The organism is Citrobacter sp. MGH104 (genome assembly GCF_001034485.1).
Lineage (GTDB): Bacteria > Pseudomonadota > Gammaproteobacteria > Enterobacterales > Enterobacteriaceae > Citrobacter > Citrobacter freundii.
In genome coordinates this window covers 2,975,341-2,997,210 of sequence record NZ_KQ089818.1, presented here as the reverse complement: position 1 = coordinate 2,997,210, position 21,870 = coordinate 2,975,341, and the positions used below count along the sequence as shown (strand labels likewise).

General features: G+C 51.5%; 19 protein-coding genes and 6 tRNA genes. 20 read left to right on the top strand and 5 right to left on the bottom strand.

The window, feature by feature from the left end:
* Nucleotides 1-9: 9 nt before the first annotated feature.
* The gene (gene seqA / locus SK34_RS13985) at nt 10-552 is read right to left on the bottom strand and encodes a replication initiation negative regulator SeqA (protein ID WP_003022848.1); all 543 of its coding nucleotides are present in this window, start codon (nt 550-552) and stop codon (nt 10-12) included.
* Nucleotides 553-746: 194 nt separating this feature from the next.
* On the opposite strand from seqA, the gene ybfF reads away from it, so the two are divergent.
* The 9 genes from ybfF (at nt 747) to SK34_RS13945 (ending at nt 8,389) form a co-directional block, all read left to right on the top strand.
* Complete coding sequence (gene ybfF / locus SK34_RS13980; RefSeq protein ID WP_101739948.1) at nt 747-1,520, top strand: esterase; 774 nt, start codon at nt 747-749, stop codon at nt 1,518-1,520.
* Between the two features lie 128 nt (nt 1,521-1,648).
* Nucleotides 1,649-1,936 carry a LexA regulated protein gene (ybfE, locus tag SK34_RS13975; RefSeq protein ID WP_003022842.1) on the top strand — a complete coding sequence of 96 codons (288 nt, stop codon included), beginning with the start codon at nt 1,649-1,651 and terminating at the stop codon, nt 1,934-1,936.
* A 155-nt stretch (nt 1,937-2,091) separates the two neighbouring features.
* Nucleotides 2,092-2,622 carry a flavodoxin FldA gene (gene fldA, locus SK34_RS13970; protein WP_003022839.1) on the top strand — a complete coding sequence of 177 codons (531 nt, stop codon included), beginning with the start codon at nt 2,092-2,094 and terminating at the stop codon, nt 2,620-2,622.
* A gap of 210 nt (nt 2,623-2,832) precedes the next feature.
* A complete protein-coding gene (locus tag SK34_RS24670; protein ID WP_049259739.1) occupies nt 2,833-2,919 on the top strand; it encodes a ryhB-regulated fur leader peptide in 87 nt (28 codons plus the stop codon).
* Nucleotides 2,912-3,358, top strand: a complete 447-nt coding sequence (gene fur, locus SK34_RS13965; RefSeq protein ID WP_003022836.1) for a ferric iron uptake transcriptional regulator — start codon at nt 2,912-2,914, stop codon at nt 3,356-3,358. Before SK34_RS24670 ends, fur begins: the two co-directional genes overlap by 8 nt.
* A 128-nt stretch (nt 3,359-3,486) precedes the next feature.
* Nucleotides 3,487-4,413 (top strand): tricarballylate utilization LysR family transcriptional regulator TcuR, encoded by a 927-nt coding sequence (gene tcuR / locus SK34_RS13960; protein ID WP_016149789.1) that lies wholly within the window; start codon nt 3,487-3,489, stop codon nt 4,411-4,413.
* A 97-nt stretch (nt 4,414-4,510) separates the two neighbouring features.
* Complete coding sequence (gene tcuA, locus SK34_RS13955) at nt 4,511-5,914, top strand: FAD-dependent tricarballylate dehydrogenase TcuA (RefSeq protein ID WP_016149788.1); 1,404 nt, start codon at nt 4,511-4,513, stop codon at nt 5,912-5,914.
* Nucleotides 5,901-7,040 carry a tricarballylate utilization 4Fe-4S protein TcuB gene (gene tcuB / locus SK34_RS13950; protein ID WP_003847369.1) on the top strand — a complete coding sequence of 380 codons (1,140 nt, stop codon included), beginning with the start codon at nt 5,901-5,903 and terminating at the stop codon, nt 7,038-7,040. The genes tcuA and tcuB overlap by 14 nt, the downstream gene beginning before the upstream one ends.
* Nucleotides 7,041-7,093: 53 nt before the next feature.
* The gene (locus SK34_RS13945; RefSeq protein ID WP_048233269.1) at nt 7,094-8,389 is read left to right on the top strand and encodes an MFS transporter; all 1,296 of its coding nucleotides are present in this window, start codon (nt 7,094-7,096) and stop codon (nt 8,387-8,389) included.
* Nucleotides 8,390-8,440: 51 nt separating this feature from the next.
* Here SK34_RS13945 and chiQ read toward each other — a convergent pair whose 3' ends face one another.
* From chiQ to nagE, 4 genes are all read right to left on the bottom strand, one after another.
* The gene (chiQ, locus tag SK34_RS13940) at nt 8,441-8,773 is read right to left on the bottom strand and encodes a ChiQ/YbfN family lipoprotein (protein ID WP_048233268.1); all 333 of its coding nucleotides are present in this window, start codon (nt 8,771-8,773) and stop codon (nt 8,441-8,443) included.
* A gap of 49 nt (nt 8,774-8,822) precedes the next feature.
* Nucleotides 8,823-10,229, bottom strand: coding sequence for a chitoporin ChiP (gene chiP / locus SK34_RS13935; RefSeq protein WP_003835544.1), 1,407 nt, complete (start codon nt 10,227-10,229; stop codon nt 8,823-8,825).
* 435 nt (nt 10,230-10,664) lie between these two features.
* Nucleotides 10,665-12,332 (bottom strand): glutamine--tRNA ligase, encoded by a 1,668-nt coding sequence (gene glnS / locus SK34_RS13930; RefSeq protein ID WP_003022809.1) that lies wholly within the window; start codon nt 12,330-12,332, stop codon nt 10,665-10,667.
* A gap of 186 nt (nt 12,333-12,518) precedes the next feature.
* Nucleotides 12,519-14,468 (bottom strand): PTS N-acetyl glucosamine transporter subunit IIABC, encoded by a 1,950-nt coding sequence (gene nagE, locus SK34_RS13925; RefSeq protein WP_016149786.1) that lies wholly within the window; start codon nt 14,466-14,468, stop codon nt 12,519-12,521.
* 342 nt (nt 14,469-14,810) lie between these two features.
* Here nagE and nagB point away from each other — a divergent pair, with 342 nt between their 5' ends.
* The 11 genes from nagB to SK34_RS13870 all read left to right on the top strand — a co-directional run bounded on the left by nagB (nt 14,811) and on the right by SK34_RS13870 (nt 21,752).
* Complete coding sequence (gene nagB, locus SK34_RS13920) at nt 14,811-15,611, top strand: glucosamine-6-phosphate deaminase (protein ID WP_003022803.1); 801 nt, start codon at nt 14,811-14,813, stop codon at nt 15,609-15,611.
* A 60-nt stretch (nt 15,612-15,671) separates the two neighbouring features.
* Nucleotides 15,672-16,820, top strand: coding sequence for an N-acetylglucosamine-6-phosphate deacetylase (gene nagA, locus SK34_RS13915; RefSeq protein ID WP_003022800.1), 1,149 nt, complete (start codon nt 15,672-15,674; stop codon nt 16,818-16,820).
* 8 nt (nt 16,821-16,828) lie between these two features.
* Entirely contained in the window at nt 16,829-18,049 is a 1,221-nt protein-coding gene (gene nagC, locus SK34_RS13910) for a DNA-binding transcriptional regulator NagC (protein WP_003022796.1), read from the top strand.
* 166 nt (nt 18,050-18,215) lie between these two features.
* On the top strand, nt 18,216-18,968 hold the full coding sequence (nagD, locus tag SK34_RS13905) for a ribonucleotide monophosphatase NagD (RefSeq protein WP_003022792.1): 753 nt from the start codon (nt 18,216-18,218) through the stop codon (nt 18,966-18,968).
* A 299-nt stretch (nt 18,969-19,267) separates the two neighbouring features.
* Entirely contained in the window at nt 19,268-20,932 is a 1,665-nt protein-coding gene (gene asnB, locus SK34_RS13900; protein WP_003835552.1) for an asparagine synthase B, read from the top strand.
* Between the two features lie 224 nt (nt 20,933-21,156).
* A tRNA-Met gene (locus SK34_RS13895) sits at nt 21,157-21,233 on the top strand.
* A 9-nt stretch (nt 21,234-21,242) separates the two neighbouring features.
* A tRNA-Leu gene (locus SK34_RS13890) sits at nt 21,243-21,327 on the top strand.
* A 23-nt stretch (nt 21,328-21,350) separates the two neighbouring features.
* A tRNA-Gln gene (locus tag SK34_RS13885) sits at nt 21,351-21,425 on the top strand.
* A gap of 21 nt (nt 21,426-21,446) precedes the next feature.
* Nucleotides 21,447-21,523, top strand: a tRNA-Met gene (locus SK34_RS13880).
* Nucleotides 21,524-21,566: 43 nt separating this feature from the next.
* Nucleotides 21,567-21,641 (top strand) — tRNA-Gln (locus SK34_RS13875).
* A gap of 36 nt (nt 21,642-21,677) precedes the next feature.
* A tRNA-Gln gene (locus tag SK34_RS13870) sits at nt 21,678-21,752 on the top strand.
* The last annotated feature ends 118 nt before the right edge of the window (nt 21,753-21,870 follow it).

Genomic DNA, 21,870 nt, shown 5'->3' with positions numbered 1-21,870 from the left:
ATGCAAGGATTAAATTGTTCCGCAAACCTTTTCAATCAATTCCGCAGGGAATTGCATTGACTGCATGATGTGTTCAACCATGCTGCATTTACGGCCGGTATTGGTATTGGTGATCACCCAGTACGGCGTGCCTGGCACGTGCTTCGGTTTGGTTTGATTACCATTTTTCAGCAGCGTCTGTTCATCAGCTGCAAAATAAACACGCGTACGACCATGCAACGATTCCGTTGCTTCGGCGAACGCGTTTTGATCCAGTGAATAGAGTGTAGACAGCACCAGCATAAAGCGATTTACTGCTTTCTTCTGTTCCGCGTATTCGTCGGACAGCAGCAGTTCACGCATCGCGCGCACTTTATCTTTTACGGGGTTAACCGGCTTGGCTTCCACGACAGGTTGCACAGCGCGGACTTCTTTGACTATCGGAGTGACAGGCTGTGATGCGGCGGAAAATTTCAACATACGCCGTAAAATGTCGGATGCGCTCTCGCCAATATGCTTGGTGTGGCTGGCAATATAGCTATAGAGTTCATCATCAACTTCAATCGTTTTCATCTTAATCCAGTGCAGTGTTTAGCTGAATACAAGTTGTCGGGGTAAACACACGTAGTGTAAAGGCAAATCCCAACAGCGGATAGCGTCAAGCCTGGTGGCCAGCAAAACTCAGAGTAACCGTAGTTGTTGCAGCCATGTGGCAGAATGGTCAACATGATACCCTAACCCGTGAGTGTGAAAAAAAGAACTTTGCCATGAAATTGAATATCCGAGCGCAATCTGCGCAAAACCTGCACAATAATTCTCCCATCGTCCTGGTTCACGGCTTGTTTGGCAGTCTGGATAACCTGGGGATCCTGGCACGCGATCTAGTAACCGACCACGACATCATCCTGGTCGATATGCGAAACCATGGCCTCTCCCCTCGTTCACCTGAGATGAATTATCCGGCCATGGCGCAAGATCTGCTGGATACGCTGGACGATCGGCAGATCGAAAAAGCGATCTTTATTGGCCACTCGATGGGCGGAAAAGCCGTCATGGCGCTGACTGCTCTGGCTCCGGAACGTGTCGAACGGCTGGTCGCCATCGACATTGCTCCCGTTGACTACCATGTTCGCCGCCACGATGAGATTTTTGCGGCAATCAATGCCGTAACCGATGCACAAGCGTCCTCACGCCAGCAGGCGGCAAGCGTCATGCGCCAGCACCTGCAAGAGGAAGGTGTTATCCAGTTTCTGCTGAAATCCTTTGTTGACGGCGAGTGGCGCTTTAACGTTCCCGTATTGTGGGATCAATATCCGCATATCGTCGGTTGGGAAACCATTCCTGCGTGGGAGCACCCGGCGCTGTTTATCCCAGGCGGCAACTCACCGTATGTTACCGAAGCGTATCGCGAACAACTGCTGGCGCAATTCCCACAAGCTCGTGCGCACGTTATAGCAGGCGCCGGGCATTGGGTGCATGCCGAAAAACCGGAGGCGGTGCTGCGCGCCATCCGTCGTTATCTGAGCGAGCAGGCTAACTGATTAAAAACTCAGCGTCTGCGCGCGATTACGCGCGCGGGCGTTGGCGTGTCTCCCCTGCTGATGTATTATGGCGCGCTATCCATCCGGGCAGACGCCTGGCTGATTGTTTCCCCGAAGTCACCAAGATCATGGCCAAAGAACAAACGGACCGTACGACATTAGATCTGTTCGCGCAGGAGCGTCGCCCGGGACGACCCAAAACTAATCCGCTCTCGCGTGATGAACAGTTACGTATTAATAAACGTAATCAGCTTAAGCGTGACAAAGTTCGCGGGCTTAAGCGTGTCGAACTGAAACTGAACGCTGATGCCGTTGACGCTCTGAACGAGCTGGCTGAGGCACGCAACATGAGTCGCAGTGAACTCATCGAAGAGATGCTGATGAACCAACTCAGCGCATTGCGCGGTCAGGCATAGTCTGAATTTCTGCTCTAAATCATAAATCGTGTAGCACAGAGTGCAGTCCTGCGTGTTTGCTGTTTCCGCATGCCAGACTGTTCTGCTATGATTGCCCTTATCCGTGGGCAATGCGCCACCACCATTTCAATAAGTTTCAAGAGGTTATTTTACTCATGGCAATCACTGGCATCTTTTTCGGCAGCGACACCGGTAATACCGAAAACATCGCAAAAATGATTCAAAAACAGCTTGGTAAAGACGTTGCCGATGTTCATGACATTGCAAAAAGCAGCAAAGAAGACCTCGAAGGGTATGACATTCTGCTGCTCGGCATCCCAACCTGGTACTACGGTGAAGCGCAGTGCGACTGGGACGACTTCTTCCCTACCCTCGAAGACATTGATTTTAACGGCAAACTGGTTGCATTGTTCGGCTGTGGCGACCAGGAAGATTACGCAGAATATTTCTGCGATGCGTTAGGGACCATTCGCGACATCATCGAACCGCGCGGCGCAACCATCGTTGGTCACTGGCCAACGGCGGGTTATCACTTTGAAGCGTCCAAAGGTCTGGCTGACGACGACCATTTTGTCGGTCTGGCTATCGATGAAGATCGCCAACCTGAACTGACCGCAGAACGCGTAGAAAAATGGGTTAAGCAGATCTCTGAAGAGCTGCACCTCGACGAAATCATTAATGCCTGATTTCGTGTGGCGCAGATTTCCATCTGCGCCGCATCAATAGATAAAACCAATCAAAATAATTGCTACAAATTTGTAACTTTTTCGTCTGACCCTGTACAATGGCTGGATGCCAATCGGGTGTTGCACAGTGTGTTTGTCGGCGATACCACGTTTTGATTAACAATATATGCCAGAGACTTGCAGTTTTCATTTAGCCATGGCAGTTCTATAATGAATCGCATTATCTCAAGTGCAATTTCTGTCACTTCTGTTAATGAAGTGAATCGTTTAGCTACAGGACAGATTCCGCATGACTGACAACAATACCGCATTAAAGAAGGCTGGCCTGAAAGTAACGCTTCCTCGTTTAAAAATTCTGGAAGTTCTTCAGGAACCGGATAACCATCACGTCAGTGCGGAAGACTTATACAAACGCCTGATCGATATGGGTGAAGAAATTGGTCTGGCGACCGTGTATCGCGTGCTGAACCAGTTTGATGATGCCGGTATCGTGACCCGCCATAATTTTGAAGGTGGTAAATCCGTCTTCGAATTGACTCAACAGCATCATCACGATCACCTCATCTGCCTTGACTGCGGCAAAGTGGTCGAGTTCAGCGATGATTCCATCGAAGCCCGCCAACGTGAGATTGCGGCTAAACATGGCATTCGCTTAACTAACCATAGCCTCTATCTTTACGGTCACTGTGCCGAAGGCGATTGCCGCGAAGATGAGCACGCCCACGACGGCAAATAATGTAATGCTTTCTGAAAAGCCAACCATCCGGTTGGCTTTTTTTATGGGCGTTACCTGCCCTTTTCCCCTTCCCTCCGCTCCTGTGTTGCTTTAATGTAAAAATCAATTGCCCCTTCCGGAGAGTCGAAATGGAACTTCGCCAGCTACGCTATTTTGTGCGCATTGTAGAAACCGGCAGCATGGGTAGCGCGGCGCTCGATCTCAATATCGGGGTTTCGGCACTCAGCCAGCAAATGTCGCGTCTGGAAAACGAACTCGCTATTCGCCTGCTGCAGCGCACTTCTCGAGGCGTGACACCCACCAGCGCCGGACTGGCTTTTTACTCCCAGGCGCAACTGGCGCTCCGTCACGCAGACGATGCAATCCTCGCCGCGCGTGAATCCCGGCTTTCCGGGCACGTCAGCGTCGGCATGGCTCCCAGTACCGCTTCAGTTCTCGGTATGCCTTTTATTCACGCCATGCGGGAAAGCTATAGCGATGTTCGCCTGCATGTGGTGGAAAGTCTCTCTGGTAATCTGGAACGGATGATTAATACCCGCCAGATTGATCTGGCTGTGGTGTTTCAAAAAGAAAAGATCCTGCGCTGGAGTGCCAGACCGATTCTCGAAGAACGGCTGTTTTTGATTGGGACCCATGCCCTACTGGCTGATATTACCGACGACAATATTGCCCCAGCCCAGTTGGCGAGTATTCCATTGATAATGCCCAGCCCAGGCCACGGTCTGCGCGGCAGGCTGGAAGCAATTTGTCAGGAACACTCGCTGAACATTGAGATCGCTACAGAAATTGATGGTCTGGCGCTGCTGATGCGCGCCGTGCGCAGTGGCATTGGCGCCACTCTTCAACCCGGAGCGGCGATTTCCCATCTCGATAAAGAGACGCTAAGAGTGATCGGCGTCCATAATCCGATACTTAGCCGCCCCAACTTTCTGGTGAGCCTCTCTGACGATGAGCTCACCCCGGCGGGCCTCGCAGCCCGCGTGGTGCTGACGAAAGTGATGCATCAACTGGTGGAAGCAGGAAGCTGGCCAGGTGCCATCCTTTACAATAACTAAAGCCCTCTTTAGCACTACGTCATAGCGCCCGCACAAGCCGTTCGCATACATTTTAATTACAAATTTAACAATTAGTTAAATGGTAATGGAGTATACGATGGTTGATGTTCTGGTGATTGGCGGTGGCAATGCTGCCTTATGCGCTGCCCTTACCGCCCGGGAGCAAGGCGCTTCCGTTTTACTACTCGAAGCGGCTCCCCGGGAATGGCGTGGGGGAAATTCCCAACACACGCGTAACCTGCGCTGTATGCATGATGCACCGCAGGATGTGCTGGTGGAAAGCTATCCGGAAGAGGAGTTCTGGCAAGATCTGCAGCGCGTCACGGAAGGAAATACCAACGAAGCCCTGGCTCGTCTGGTGATCCGCACCTCTTCACAGTGTCGCGACTGGATGCGCCGACACGGCGTCAATTTTCAACCTCCTCTCTCTGGCGCTTTACACGTGGCGCGAACCAACGCCTTTTTTATGGGCGGTGGCAAGGCCCTGGTGAATGCCTATTATCGCAGCGCAGAAAAACTGGGAGTGCAGATCCGCTATAACACCCCCGTTCAGGCGCTTGAACTGCGTAATGGCGAGTTCGTGGCGGCGCTGGCAGGTGAAGAGCGTATTACAGCGAAATCCTGCGTGCTTGCCGCTGGCGGGTTTGAGTCAAACCGCGAATGGCTGCGAGAAGCGTGGGGAGAGAACGAGCGCGGCGAATGGCCTGCAGATAACTTTCTGATTCGCGGCACGCGCTTTAACCAGGGCGTACTGCTCAAATTTATGATCGATGCCGGAGCCGACATCATCGGCGAACCCTCCCAGTCACACTGCGTAGCCATTGACGCCAGAGCGCCATTATATGACGGCGGGATTTGTACCCGCGTGGACTGTGTTTCGCTCGGCATAGTCGTCAACCGTGACGCTGAGCGTTTTTATGATGAAGGCGAAGATTTCTGGCCCAAACGCTACGCCATTTGGGGACGACTGGTCGCCCAACAGCCCGGGCAGATTGGCTACTCCATTATCGACAGTAAAGCCATCGGCCACTTCATGCCTCCGGTCTTTCCTGGCGCACAGGCCAATACGCTGGCGGAACTGGCTCATCAGTTGGGGCTGAATGGCGAACACTTTACCCACACCGTGACGGAGTACAACAACGCCTGCCAGCCCGGCCAGTTCAACCATACCATTCTGGATAACTGCACGACAAAAGCGTTAACCCCCGCGAAGACACACTGGGCGCGACCACTGGACCAGCCGCCTTACTACGGCTATGCCCTGCGGCCAGGGATCACCTTCACCTATCTCGGGTTAAAAGTAAATGAACGCGCTGCCGTACACTTTGCCGGGCAGCCAAGCCGCAACCTGTTCGTCGCCGGAGAGATGATGGCGGGCAACGTGCTGGGCAAGGGCTACACCGCAGGCGTGGGCATGTCAATCGGTACCACTTTTGGCCGTATTGCCGGAAAAGAAGCCGCGCTGGCCGCACGTAAGGAGACTCGTCATGAGGCAGCTTGAGAAACTGATTATCGACGCGCAAATTATCACCGAACCGGAAGCGGAAGTTGAACGCGTGATGCAGGTCTGCAACGCCTGTCGCTATTGTGAAGGATTTTGCGCCGTGTTCCCGGCAATGACGCAGCGCCTGGAATTCGGTAAAGCGGATATCAATTATCTGGCAAACTTGTGCCATAACTGCGGTGCCTGCCTGCACGCCTGTCAGTATGCCCCGCCTCATGAGTTTGCCATCAACGTGCCGAAGGCTATGGCAGAAGTCCGGCTTGAAACCTATCAGCACTACGCGCAACCCGCGGTCTTTGGCGCGCTTTATCGTCGCGCAGGCGTCACCGTGACGCTGGCGCTGGTTTTCGGTCTGATCCTGTTTTTACTGCTCGCCATGGGGTTAAAAGGCTCGTTACTCCATCCACCGCTGGCCGGAGATTTCTACCAAATTTTCCCGCATAACCTGCTGGCCTGGATGTTTGGTTCGGTATTTATTCTGGCGATAGGTCTGCTGATGACGGGCGTTATCCGCTTCTGGCGCGAGATTTCTCCCGGTATGCCACGTTCCGTCGAAATTGCTGAAGCTTCACACGATGCGCTGACACTAAAGTATCTCGATGGTGGGCACGGTAAAGGTTGTAATGAAGCAGATGATGCCTTCACTCTGATGCGCCGCCGTTTTCATCACTTCACTTTCTACGGTTTTCTGCTCTGCTTTGCCGCCACCGTGGTGGCGACGGGCTATCACTATTTCGCAGGTATAGAAGCACCCTATCCGTTCTTCAGCGTTCCGGTCATGCTGGGCACGTTGGGTGGCATTGGCCTGGTTGTCGGCCCGGCTGGCTTGCTATGGCTCAATCTCAAGCGCTCACCGCTACATGGCGACGCACGGCAAAAACCGATGGATCGCGGTTTTATTTTGCTGCTGCTGCTGACCAGTCTGACCGGTTTAGCCCTGCTGGCAGGAAGAGACTCGTCCTGGATGGCTATTTTGCTCGCCATTCACCTCGGCGTGGTCATGGCGCTCTTTCTGACCATTCCTTACGGAAAATTTGCCCATGGATTTTACCGCTGCGCAGCCTTACTCAAGTGGGCGATTGAGAAACGGCGCGGCAAACAGGCGGGGGTCACAGACAACTAACCCGCACACTCTTACCTCTATAAATATTATGATAAGACAGTGGAGCAAACCCAATGACACAACAACCATCGCGCGCCGGAACTTTCGGCGCAATACTGCGGGTAACCAGCGGTAATTTTCTCGAACAGTTCGACTTTTTTCTGTTCGGGTTTTACGCCACCTATATTGCAAAGACCTTCTTTCCCGCGGAGAATGAATTTGCCGGGCTAATGTTAACTTTCGCCGTTTTTGGCTCGGGTTTCTTAATGCGTCCCGTTGGCGCCATTGTGCTGGGTGCTTACATCGACAGAATTGGTCGTCGTAAAGGCCTGATGGTGACGCTGGCGATTATGGGCTGCGGTACCCTGCTGATTGCCCTGGTACCTGGCTATCACAGTATTGGCCTGCTGGCTCCCGTGCTGGTATTACTTGGACGATTATTACAGGGATTTTCTGCAGGCGTAGAGTTAGGCGGCGTCTCGGTTTATCTTTCGGAAATCGCCACGCCTGGCAATAAAGGCTTCTACACCAGTTGGCAGTCGGCCAGTCAACAGGTCGCCATTGTGGTGGCGGCGCTGATTGGTTACTGTCTGAACGCTACCCTGGGACACGATCAGATCTCGGAATGGGGCTGGCGCATTCCCTTCTTTATTGGTTGCATGATTATTCCTTTGATCTTCGTGCTCCGCCGCTCGCTGCAGGAAACAGACGCATTTTTACAACGCACGCACCGCCCCGACACTCGGGAAATTTTCACCACTATCGTCAAAAACTGGCGTCTTATCGCTGCAGGTACGCTGCTGGTGGCGATGACCACAACGACATTTTACTTCATCACCGTCTACACCCCGACCTACGGCAGGGCTGTACTCCACCTGAGCGCTCGCGACAGCCTGGTGGTCACCATGCTGGTCGGTATTTCTAACTTTATCTGGCTGCCCATTGGCGGGGCCATTTCTGACCGAATTGGTCGTCGTCCGGTGTTAATGGGGATTACCGTACTCGCTCTGATCACCACCTGGCCGGTAATGCACTGGCTCACCGCCGCGCCAGATTTCACTCGCATGACATTGGTCCTGCTTTGGTTCTCATTCTTTTTTGGTATGTATAACGGGGCGATGGTAGCCGCACTCACCGAGGTGATGCCGGTCTATGTGCGTACGGTAGGCTTTTCACTGGCATTCAGTCTTGCCACGGCGATTTTTGGCGGCCTAACGCCGGTCATATCCACGGCACTGGTTCAGCTAACCGGGGATAAAAGCTCACCGGGATGGTGGCTGATGTGCGCGGCACTTTGCGGACTCGCCGCCACGGCAATGCTGTTTGTCCGGCTAAGTCGGGGTTATCAACCAGTGGAAAATAAGCTCTGAAATGCAAACGGGCGGAAAATTCTCCGCCCGTTATCTTTTTCATTTTTTGAATTACTGTGCGGCATTCTTGCTGCGAATTTCCTGCCAGACTTTATCGCAATCAGCATTAACGGCCTGATCGTTACCCGTGCGCGTGGCCTGGATACACTGCTGATAATCCAGCACGCGTACGCTTTCTTCATTGGCAAACTGCTGGTGCTGTTTTTCTTTCTTCAGTACATTCAACACGCTTTGGCAGGCTTCTATTTTTTCCGGCGATCCTTGAGCAGTATTAATACACGCGCTGTAGGCTTCTTTCAGACGGCTGTCTTCTTCCGGTGCAGGGGATTGCGTACAAGCCACCAGCCCTGATGCCATAACGGCGATGAGTATCAGTTTTTTCATAGCACGTTCCTCAACGAGGCGGCAGGAGCACGGCCTGCCGCTATTGGCATTAGAAGATAGTGAACGGAGCAATAACGATGAATTTCACGTCACGCTCATCCTGGAAGATGTTGCCGTAACCACCACCCCAGCTCGGAATATCTGAATGGTTGTCGTACTGGGTGAAGTGCAGTTTAAACATAGTGCCCTTCGCACGACCATCCTGCAGGGTGTAGACCGCATCCAGGCTGTAAGAAGATTCTTCGATAGTGCGGTTTTTGTCGTAGTACGCATCCGGGTTGAGCTGCCAGGTAGCGGGTTTGGCATCCCATGCATAAACGTAGGACGCGCCCACTGCCCAGCCCGGCAGGTTCCAGTTCTTCAGGTCATACATTGCGCCGAAGAAGACTGCCTTTTCGCCGTTGGCGTTGAAGTCAGAACGGTTATCCCACCACACGTCCAGGCGACCGTTTGATGAGGCGTAGGTCGGGGTCATACGCTGCAGGAAGTAGCCTTGCTGCCCATCTGCTTTAACCCATGTGCCTTCCAGACGCAGGTCAACCACTTCCGCTACTTTATAACCGAAGGTCAGCGCCTGCAGCCAAGCCGTGCCGTCATAAATATCGTTCACGGTGCGATCGTCAACTTTGTCACGTGCGCCGTAGAATTGATAGCTGGTAGTAAACGGGTTACCGCCTAAATCGAATTTGTAGCTGGCTTTGGCGAAGTACTGATCGACGTAGCCTTCAGACTGACCAAATGCCGCTTCCAGTAACAGGTTATTTTTGAAGTCATATTTCGCGCCGATTGAATGCAGGTAATCAACGCTGGTCTTTTTATCAGCCTGATAGAATTTATCGACTTCGGTGTGCCACGGCGCTTTATATTCGTTAGCCCACATATAGGAGAAGCTTAGTGCGCCAGCATCACCATAGTCGAAGTTGGCACCGGCTTCAGCCCCCTGATAGGTACCTGGCATAAAGCTCCAGTGCGGTGCCAGCAAAGTCTGCCCGGTTGGTTGAATGTAACCGGCACGCGCCCAGGTTGGGCCGTATTTAAATTTAGCTGCTGCTTTATAAAGGCTAATCCCGCTCTTATCGCCGGAGTAATCCTCGTCATAGCCTTTATTTTTGGAAGAGAATGCGATTTCGTTTGGATGGCCGCTTTCGCTACTTTCGTTCATTTCAATAGCGGTAAATGCTGCGATATCAATACCAAACATATCGGCCGCATAACCGGACTGGAAGTCGAGGTTAGCGTTCCAGGTGGAGTGAGAAAGGTTGGTTTTGTATTTGTCATGATCGGTCACATCTTTACGGTCACGCTCACGCTGCCAGTAATAGATGCCGCCGGTTAAGGTTGAGTCATCAATAAATCCTTCGGCGTGTACCTGCGGAGCGACAACAAAACCCGACATTGCTGTGATACCGGCGATAGCCAGCGCCAGCGTACTACGTTTGCCACTAAACGTACGCATATGTTAATCCTCTTTGACATAAAAATGCTGCCGATATAAGCGGACAGCGAAAAAACAAAAATTAAAAAAGTAGCGCCAAGAAAACCTCAGTGACTACAATGAATAGACTATTTTTCGCGACGCGAATTATCAATCTCTTTCTGTAACGAGTATGTAATAGTATGAGCAACCGCACATATTTCATTGCTTTCTGTTACATTTTCATTGGGAGATAAAAAAGCGTTGATAAAATGAAAAAATCGCTTGTTTTCCATAGAGATGAAATCGGTTTCAGCCCATTTCACATTGAGGTAAGTTATTTAAACGTAAAAACATTCAGCCGATTTATTATTACAGACATGTAATTAATTCGCTGCGCAAACGGAGCCTGTCAAACGGTTTTTTTGCGAAAAAAAACGCCGCATGAAGCGGCGTTTAGAGAGGATGTGTTGCGACTTATTCGCCCGCTTTAGCCCACGTATCACGCAGACCAACGGTACGGTTAAACACCAGCTTGTCAGCCGTTGCATAACGGCTGTCCAGGCAGAAGTAACCTTCACGCTCAAACTGGAACGCTTTACCTGCAACCGCAGCCTGCAGCGACGGCTCACCGTAACCCTGCTTAATGACTAGCGATTCCGGGTTAATAACGGACAGGAAGTCTTCCGCCGCACCTGGGTTTGGCACGCTAAACAGACGGTCGTACAGACGGATTTCAATCGGTAGCGCATGGGACGCGCTCACCCAGTGAATAACGCCTTTAACTTTACGACCATCGGCCGGATCTTTGCTCAGGGTGTCAGCATCGTAGGTGCAGAAAATGGTGGTGATCTTACCTTCTGCATCTTTCTCAACACGTTCGGCCTTGATCACGTATGCATTACGCAGACGTACTTCTTTACCCATCACCAGACGCTTGTACTGCTTGTTCGCTTCTTCGCGGAAGTCTGCGCGATCGATCCAAATTTCACCGCTAAACGGTACTTCACGGCTGCCCATTTCCGGTTTATTCGGATGGTTAGGCATAGTGACCAGCTCGCTTTCGCCCTGCGGGTAGTTTTCGATAACCAGTTTCACCGGATCGATAACCGCCATCGCGCGCGGAGCATTTTCGTTCAGATCTTCGCGGATGCAGGATTCCAGAGAAGCGATCTCAATGGTGTTGTCCTGTTTGGTCACGCCAATGCGTTTGCAGAACTCACGGATCGCGGCAGCGGTGTAACCGCGACGACGCAGGCCAGAGATCGTCGGCATACGCGGATCGTCCCAGCCTTCAACGTGCTTGTCGGTCACCAGCAGGTTCAGCTTGCGCTTAGACATCACGGTGTATTCCAGATTCAGGCGCGAGAATTCGTACTGGCGCGGATGAACCGGAATGGTGATGTTGTCCAGCACCCAGTCGTAAAGACGACGGTTATCCTGGAACTCCAGCGTACACAGTGAATGCGTAATGCCTTCCAGCGCATCGCTGATGCAGTGGGTAAAGTCGTACATCGGGTAGATGCACCACTTGTTGCCGGTCTGGTGGTGTTCGGCGAACTTAATGCGGTACAGCACCGGATCGCGCATCACGATAAACGGCGAAGCCATATCGATTTTCGCACGCAGGCAGGCCTTACCTTCTTCAAAGCCACCGGTACGCATTTTTTCGAACAGCGCCAGGTTCTCTTCAACGCTACGATCGCGGTACGGGCTGTTTTTGCCTGGCTGAGTCAGCGTGCCACGGTATTCGCGGATTTCGTCCGCTGACAGTTCGTCAACGTACGCCAGCCCTTTATTAATAAGCTCTACCGCATAGGCGTGAAGCTGATCGAAGTAATCCGAAGAGTAGCGAATGTCGCCAGTCCAGTGGAAACCTAACCATTCAACGTCGTTTTTAATCGACTCAACGTACTCGATATCTTCTTTAACCGGGTTCGTATCATCAAAACGCAGGTTGCACTGGCCCTGGTAATCTTGCGCAATGCCAAAGTTCAGACAAATGGATTTCGCGTGGCCAATGTGCAGATAGCCATTTGGCTCCGGCGGAAAACGGGTATGGATAGTGGTGTGCTTACCACTGGCCAGATCTTCATCGATGATCTGACGAATAAAGTTACTCGGGCGGGCTTCAGCCTCACTCATCGTGGATTCCTCAAAGCGTAAACAACGTATAACGGAGTATGATCTTATAAGCCAGGCAGACTGACAACCCTTAGTTACGTAAAATACGTATCAAACGAAAATATTGGGGCCGATTGCTGCAAAAAAAAGCGGCGGAGGACTATCCCCCGCCGCTTAAGGCACTTAACTCACTTTACTCAGGAGCAGTTACTTACCTTTAATCTCATACAGTGGTGTTTGACCAGCAACCACATGACCTTCGGCTTTAATGACCAGAGCGCCGAAATCATCGCTGTTGCTGCACACAACCGGGCTTATCATAGAACGTGCATTAGCGTTCAGGAACTCCAGATCCATTTCCAGAATCGGTTGACCTGCAGTAACTTCCGCACCTTCTTCAACCAGACGCTTAAAGCCTTTACCTTCCAGCGCGACGGTGTCGATGCCCATATGGACCACGATTTCCGCGCCTTTAACAGTTTCCAGGCAGAACGCATGGTTAGTGTTGAAGATTTTCACGATGGTGCCCGCAGCCGGAGCAACCACGATTTTATCCGTTGGTTTCACCGCCACGCCGTCACCTACAGCTTTGCTGGCGAAGGCTTCATCAGGAACCTGCTCCAGCGCAACTACGTCACCGGTAATCGGAGAAACCAGCGCTTCAACGGTGACTGCATTCGCTACAGCCTGCGGTTTTGCTACCGGAGCCGCTGCTGCTGGCGCACTTTCACCAGACGCTGCTGCCACCGGGCCACGCGCGACAACTTTCTTCATTTCGTCGCCGATGGATTCAGCTTTCGCACCCACGATGACCTGAATTGTTTGCTTATTCAGCTTAACGACACCCGATGCTCCTAAACGTTTACACATCGCATCGTTTACGCGACCGGAGTCGGCAACGGTCAGACGCAGACGAGTGATACAGGCATCAATCGCTTTCAGGTTATCAGTGCCACCAACCGCTGCAATGTAGCTGGTTGCCAGTTGAGCCAAACCTTCTTCAGTGTTGCTGTTGGCTTCTTCAGTAACGATATCGTCTTCTTTATCTTCGCGGCCCGGCGTTTTCAGGTTAAACATACGAATAACCGCGCTGAACAACACAAAGTAGATAACGAAGAACACCAGCCCCATCACTACCAGCATCCAGACGTTCTGGCTTGCTGCCGGCAGGTTGTACATCAACACGTAGTCGATCGCACCTGCGGAGAAGGAGAAGCCTGCGTGGATCCCCAGCAGTGTTGCAACGAACAGGCTGATACCCGTTAACAGTGCGTGCAGGAGGTACAGCAGCGGAGCCAGGAACATGAACAGGAATTCCAACGGCTCGGTAACACCGGTCAGGAACGCGGTGATCGCAACGGACAGCAGCATACCGCCAACCATCGGACGACGTGCTTTCGGAGCCGCGAAGTACATCGCCAGCGCCGCACCCGGCAGACCAAACATCATGATCGGGAAGAAGCCAGACATGAACATACCCGCAGTGCCGTCACCCGCGTAGAAGCGGTTGATGTCACCGTGGAATACGGTACCTGCAGCGTTAGTAAATTCGCCAATCTGGAACCAGGCGATAGTATTCAGCACCTGATGTAGACCGGTTGGGATCAGCAGACGGTTGATGAAACCAAAGATACCGGAACCCAGCGCGCCAGCGCCCACGATCCACTCACCACCCGCATGGATGGCGTTCTGTACCGGTGGCCATACGTAACCGAAGATAGCAGCCAACACCAGACAGAAGAAGCCAGTGGCGATCGGCACGAAGCGTTTGCCGCCAAAGAAGCTCAGGAAGTCAGGCAGTTTGATACCAGACCAACGGTTATACACGGCACCGCCGACCAGACCGGTGATGATACCAGCCAGCACGCCCATATTGATTGCAGGGTTAATGGTAACCATTGCTTTGGTCAATATGAAATAACCGACCGCACCTGCCAGCGCTGCTGCACCTGCGCTGTCTTTTGACCAGCTGGAAGCAACACCGATCGCAAATATTAACGCGAGGTTATCAAAGATGGCCCCACCCGCTTGCGCGATGAAGGGTACGTTAAGTAAATCTGGTTGGCCGAATCGCAGCAGCAGTGCCGCGACTGGCAGCACAGCGATGGGGAGCTGTAACGCCCTACCCAGCCGCTGGAAAAAACCTAAAATATTCATTTTATTCCCCCTACGAGACCCCGATTAGGCTTCTTTGAAGCCATATTTTTATTGTGTGACCATTCCTGACAGCAAGATTCTGGAACAACGATATTAACCATTCATCTACATTCAGAGTGTGTGAAAAATTAATTCGTATCGCAAATTAAACGCGTGTTTTTTGTGATTTCAGTCACCAAATATCGTTATTAACCCTCCCTTCCACTGGCTAACTACGAAAACTTATTTTATCATTCAAAAAATCGAAACGGATTGATCCTTACCGATGCAAAACCAGGTTACGCTTAATACTGCACAGAGACTCAATCCGCCAATTGCTTACATTTACTTTTGAGGTGAAGAATGAGACTGATCCCCCTGAATACCGCTGAACAAGTCGGCAAATGGGCTGCTCGCCATATCGTTAACCGTATTAACGCGTTCAAACCAACGGCAGATCGTCCGTTCGTTCTGGGCCTGCCGACTGGCGGTACTCCGCTGACAGCTTATAAAGCATTGGTTGAAATGCACAAAGCGGGCCAGGTGAGCTTCAAGCATGTTGTTACTTTCAATATGGACGAATATGTTGGCCTGCCGAAAGAGCATCCGGAAAGCTACCACAGCTTTATGCACCGCAATTTCTTTGATCACGTTGATATTCCAGCAGAAAACATCAACCTCCTCAATGGTAATGCGCCGGATATTGATGCAGAATGCCGTCAGTATGAAGAAAAAATCCGTTCTTACGGTAAAATCCACCTGTTTATGGGCGGTGTAGGCAACGATGGTCACATCGCGTTCAACGAACCGGCTTCCTCTTTGGCTTCCCGTACCCGTATCAAAACGTTGACTCACGACACACGTGTTGCTAACTCACGCTTCTTTGACGGCGACGTAAGCCAGGTGCCTAAATATGCGCTGACCGTTGGCGTGGGTACCCTGCTGGATGCCGAAGAGGTGATGATCCTGGTTCTGGGCCACCAGAAAGCACAGGCGCTGCAAGCCGCCGTTGAAGGCAACGTTAACCACATGTGGACCATCAGTTGCCTGCAGTTGCATCCAAAAGCCGTTGTGGTCTGCGATGAGCCTTCCACCATGGAACTGAAAGTGAAGACGCTGAAATACTTCAACGAGTTAGAAGCGGAAAATATTAAAGGTCTGTAATTGATGTCTCCGCCCTGTCGATGAGTTGCAGGGCGGCATTTTTTGAAATCGGGGGTCGGAATGTATGCTTTAACCCAGGGCCGGATCTTTACCGGTCACGAAATTCTTGATGACCATGCGATTGTTGTCGCCAATGGCCTGATTGACAGCGTTTGCCCACTGGCTGAGTTACCGTCAGGAATTGAACAGCGCTCACTGAATGGGGCCATTGTTTCCCCCGGTTTTATTGATGTACAGCTAAACGGCTGCGGCGGTGTACAGTTTAACGATACGGCAGAAGCCGTGACCGTTGAAACGCTGGAAATCATGCAGAAAGCCAATGAAAAATCTGGCTGCACCAACTATTTACCAACGCTTATCACCACCAGCGATGACCTGATGAAACAGGGTGTTCGCGTGATGCGTGAATACCTGGCGAAACACCCGAATCAGGCATTAGGACTTCATCTTGAAGGCCCGTGGCTGAACCTTGTGAAAAAAGGTACCCATAATCCTGGATTTGTCCGTCAGCCGGACGCTGCGTTGGTTGATTTCCTGTGCGATAATGCGGATGTGATCACCAAAGTCACACTGGCACCAGAAATGGTCCCGGTAGAGGTCATCACCAAACTGGTTAATGCCGGTATCGTGGTTTCTGCGGGTCACTCCAATGCAACGGTCAAAGAAGCCAAAATCGGTTTCCGCGCAGGCATCAGCTTTGCGACCCATTTGTTCAACGCGATGCCGTACATTACCGGTCGTGAACCAGGTCTGGCGGGCGCAATTCTTGATGAAGCCGATATCTACTGCGGTATCATCGCCGATGGCCTGCACGTTGATTACGTTAACATTCGTAATGCTAAGCGCCTGAAAGGCGACAAGCTGTGCCTGGTCACTGACGCGACCGCGCCAGCAGGTGCAAACATTGAACAGTTCATTTTCGCTGGTAAAACAATATACTACCGCAATGGACTGTGTGTTGATGAAAACGGTACGTTGAGCGGTTCATCATTAACCATGATTGAGGGTGTACGCAATCTGGTCGAACATGCGAATATCGCTCTCGACGAAGTCCTGCGCATGGCAACGCTCTACCCTGCTCGCGCCATTGGCGTCGACAAACAACTCGGCAGTATCGCGCCAGGCAAAGTAGCCAACCTGACTGCGTTCACGCACGACTTTAAAATTATCAAGACCATCGTTAATGGCAACGAGGTCGTTACTGAGTAAGAGAAAGAATGACACCAGGCGGACAAGCTCAAATAGGTAATGTTGATCTCGTAAAACAGCTTAACAGCGCGGCGGTTTATCGCCTGATTGACCAGCATGGGCCAATCTCGCGAATTCAAATTGCCGAGCAAAGCCAGCTTGCCCCCGCCAGCGTAACCAAAATTACGCGTCAGTTGATCGAACGCGGGCTGATCAAAGAAGTCGATCAGCAGGCCTCCACCGGGGGCCGCCGCGCTATCTCTATCGTCACAGAAACCCGCAATTTCCACGCCATTGGCGTACGCCTGGGTCGCCACGATACGACGCTCACTCTCTATGATATGAGCAGTAAAGTGGTCGCCGAAGAGCATTACCCTCTCCCGGAGCGCACCCAGGAAACGCTGGAATATGCGCTGCTCAACACCATTGCCATCTTTATTGAGAGCTGCCAGCGGAAAATCCGCGAGTTGATCGCAATTTCTGTCATTCTGCCAGGCCTTGTCGATCCTGAAAGCGGCGTCATCCGCTATATGCCACACATTCAGGTCGAAAACTGGGGGCTGGTCGAAGCGCTCGAAAAACGCTTCAAAGTTACCTGCTTTGTTGGCCACGATATTCGCAGCCTGGCGCTGGCTGAGCACTATTTCGGGGCAAGCCAGGATTGCGAAGACTCCATTTTGGTGCGAGTGCACCGCGGAACCGGCGCGGGAATTATTTCCAATGGCCGCATTTTCATCGGTCGCAATGGCAACGTCGGTGAAATTGGTCATATTCAGGTTGAGCCGCTGGGTGAGCGCTGTCACTGCGGTAATTTCGGCTGTCTGGAAACCATTGCGGCCAACGCCTCTATCGAACACCGCGTACAAAACTTGCTAAAGCAAGGCTATCCAAGCCGGCTCACGCTGGATGATTGCAGTATCAAAGCCATCTGTAAGGCAGCGAATAAAGGCGATAATCTGGCAGCAGAAGTCATTGAGCACGTTGGTCGCCATCTGGGTAAAACCATCGCTATCGCCATCAACCTGTTTAATCCGCAGAAAATCGTCATTGCGGGCGAAATTACCGAGGCTGATAAAGTGCTGCTGCCTGCAATAGAAAGCTGTATCAACACGCAGGCGTTGAAGGCGTTTCGCCATAATTTACCGGTGGTTCGGTCCACGCTGGATCACCGCTCCGCCATTGGCGCCTTTGCGCTGGTGAAACGCGCAATGCTTAACGGGACTTTGCTGCAACGTTTGCTGGAAAGCTAATACACGTCATCCTTCAAGCTGCCTCTGCGTTAGCTGCATCTGCTCACCCCGGTCACTTACTTCAGTAAGCTCCGGAGGTTCGCAGACTTGCCGCCTTGATGCGACTCGAATGATGTAGTGTATTTTGTGTATAGTAATGCCTTCTTTTTTTAATGTCGGATTGTCCATGGCCATTAAGAATGTAATTTGTGATATCGACGGCGTGCTGATGCACGACAATGTTGCTGTACCGGGTGCGGCAGAATTTCTGACTGGGATCCTGGAAAAAGGTCTGCCGTTAGTCCTGCTGACTAACTACCCTTCGCAGACCGGGCAAGATCTGGCAAACCGCTTCGCCACCGCAGGTGTGAATGTCCCTGATAGCGTCTTTTATACTTCCGCGATGGCTACCGCTGATTTTCTTCGTCGCCAGGAAGGAAAAAAGGCCTATGTGGTTGGTGAAGGCGCGTTAATTCACGAACTGTATAAAGCTGGATTTACCATTACCGACGTGAACCCCGATTTTGTGATTGTTGGCGAGACGCGTTCCTATAACTGGGACATGATGCATAAAGCGGCGTATTTTGTCGCCAACGGCGCTCGTTTTATCGCCACTAACCCGGATACCCACGGTCGCGGCTTTTATCCCGCCTGTGGAGCACTCTGTGCCGGTATTGAGAAGATCTCAGGTCGTAAACCATTTTATGTCGGCAAACCCAGCCCGTGGATTATTCGCGCGGCGCTCAACAAAATGCAGGCGCACTCAGAAGAAACCGTCATTGTTGGCGACAACCTGCGCACCGATATTTTGGCAGGTTTTCAGGCGGGTCTGGAAACTATCCTGGTACTGTCTGGCGTATCCAAGCTCGATGATATTGACAACATGCCGTTCAGACCAAGCTGGATTTACCCGTCTGTTGCTGAAATTGATGTGATTTGATTCGCAGGCCGGATAAGACATGAGTTCATCTTATTCGGCAATTTTGCTGCGTTATTGCCGGATGGCGGCGTCATCGTCTTATCCGCCCCACGAAGTCTCTCCATTCAATAAAACCGCCATAAAACTGTCGATTCATCAATAAACACGTCTATTCTGTAATCTTTTTTCACCAATCCACAATGACCATTGCAGTTTTTATTTTCTGACCCGCAATTCGCTTGCGCCCTCTTCCGCTTTGCGGCATTTTCTTTATCAAGCAAACATAAAAAGCATCACGCAACAGGTTAACGGAGAAGGTTATGTGTTCTATTTTTGGCGTATTCGATATTAAAACTGACGCAGTTGAACTGCGTAAAAAAGCCCTGGAATTGTCTCGTCTGATGCGCCATCGCGGCCCGGACTGGTCGGGTATTTACGCCAGTGATAACGCCATTCTGGCACACGAACGTCTGTCCATCGTCGACGTCAACGCCGGTGCTCAGCCGCTGTACAACGTGAAGAAAACGCATATCCTGGCGGTTAACGGTGAAATTTATAACCACCAGGCGCTGCGCGCTGAGTACGGCGATCGCTATCAGTTCCAGACCGGTTCCGACTGCGAAGTTATCCTCGCGCTGTATCAGGAAAAAGGCCCAGAGTTTCTGGATGATCTGCAAGGCATGTTTGCCTTTGCCCTGTATGACAGCGAGCAGGACGCTTATCTGATCGGTCGCGATCATATTGGGATCATCCCGCTGTATATGGGTTACGACGAACACGGTAACTTCTATGTTGCGTCTGAAATGAAAGCGCTGGTTCCTGTCTGCCGCACAATCAAAGAATTCCCGGCCGGTAGTTATTTATGGAGTAAAGACGGCGAAATTCGTCAGTACTACCAGCGCGACTGGTTTGAATACGATGCAGTCAAAGACAACGTTACCGATAAAAACGAGCTGCGCCAGGCGCTGGAAGATGCGGTGAAAAGCCACCTGATGTCAGATGTTCCTTATGGAGTACTGCTGTCCGGCGGTCTGGATTCATCCGTCATTTCCGCGATCACTAAAAAATACGCGGCACGCCGTGTTGAAGATCAGGAACGTAGCGAAGCCTGGTGGCCACAGCTGCACTCCTTCGCCGTCGGCCTGGAAGGCGCTCCGGATCTGAAAGCTGCGCAAGAGGTGGCAAACCATTTGGGTACCGTGCACCACGAGATCCACTTCACCGTGCAGGAAGGTCTGGATGCTATCCGCGACGTGATTTATCACATCGAAACTTACGATGTCACGACGATTCGCGCCTCGACGCCAATGTACTTAATGTCGCGTAAAATTAAAGCGATGGGCATTAAAATGGTGCTGTCGGGCGAAGGTTCGGACGAAGTATTTGGCGGTTATCTCTATTTCCACAAAGCGCCAGATGCAAAAGAACTGCACGAAGAAACCGTGCGCAAGCTGCAGGCACTGCATATGTTCGACTGCGCCCGTGCCAACAAAGCGATGTCAGCCTGGGGCGTGGAGGCACGCGTGCCGTTTCTGGATAAGAAATTCCTTGATGTGGCGATGCGCATCAACCCGCAGGACAAAATGTGCGGCAACGGCAAAATGGAAAAACACGTTCTGCGCGAATGTTTTGAGTCCTACCTGCCAGCAAGCGTCGCATGGCGTCAGAAAGAGCAGTTCTCTGACGGTGTCGGTTACAGCTGGATTGATACACTGAAAGAAGTCGCTGCTGAACAAGTTTCTGACCAACAACTGGAAACCGCCAGCTTCCGTTTCCCATACAACACGCCATCATCTAAAGAAGCGTATTTGTACCGTGAGATTTTCGAAGAGTTGTTCCCGGTTGCGAGCGCTGCGGAATGTGTGCCTGGCGGACCGTCTGTAGCCTGTTCTTCCGCTAAAGCGATCGAATGGGATGAAGCGTTTAAAACCATGAACGATCCGTCTGGTCGTGCGGTTGGCGTACACCAGTCCGCTTATAAATAAGTTAATCCTGAGAAAAGGGCCCTGCGGGGCTCTTTTTTTATGTCTGTTTTCTGTGCAAAAAAACAATTAATAACTAATAATTGCCGAATATTGCGTCATGCTGTTCGCAACCTAACCAAACAGTCACATTCCAGCTATTTTCAATGAAAAAGGGGTTGACGCTTCAAGGCTCAATACGCATAATGCGCCCCGCAACGCCGATAAGGTTACGCGAAAAAAAAGATGGCTACGTAGCTCAGCTGGTTAGAGCACATCACTCATAATGATGGGGTCACAGGTTCGAATCCCGTCGTAGCCACCATCTTTTTTTGCGGGAGTGGCGAAATTGGTAGACGCACCAGATTTAGGTTCTGGCGCCGCAAGGTGTGCGAGTTCAAGTCTCGCCTCCCGCACCATTCACCCGTAAGCGTTGCACGGATGGGGTATCGCCAAGCGGTAAGGCACCGGTTTTTGATACCGGCATTCCCTGGTTCGAATCCAGGTACCCCAGCCATCGAAGAATATGATAGTATCTGGCTACGTAGCTCAGCTGGTTAGAGCACATCACTCATAATGATGGGGTCACAGGTTCGAATCCCGTCGTAGCCACCATATTAAGGACGTATCGACTCGTTCGGTAAATCCAAAAAATTGTTGGGGTATCGCCAAGCGGTAAGGCTCTGGTTTCTGATACCAGCATTCCGAGGTTCGAATCCTCGTACCCCAGCCAATTTCAAAAAGTCGTCCACTTTGTGGGTGCACCCGTTGGGGTATCGCCAAGCGGTAAGGCTCTGGTTTCTGATACCAGCATTCCGAGGTTCGAATCCTCGTACCCCAGCCATATTAAAAAAGCTCGCTTCGGCGAGCTTTTTGCTTTTCTAACGTCGGGTGATGGCAAGACTTACCAAGCCTACATGACTTGTAGGCCTGATAAGCGTAGCGCCATCAGGCACCACTCG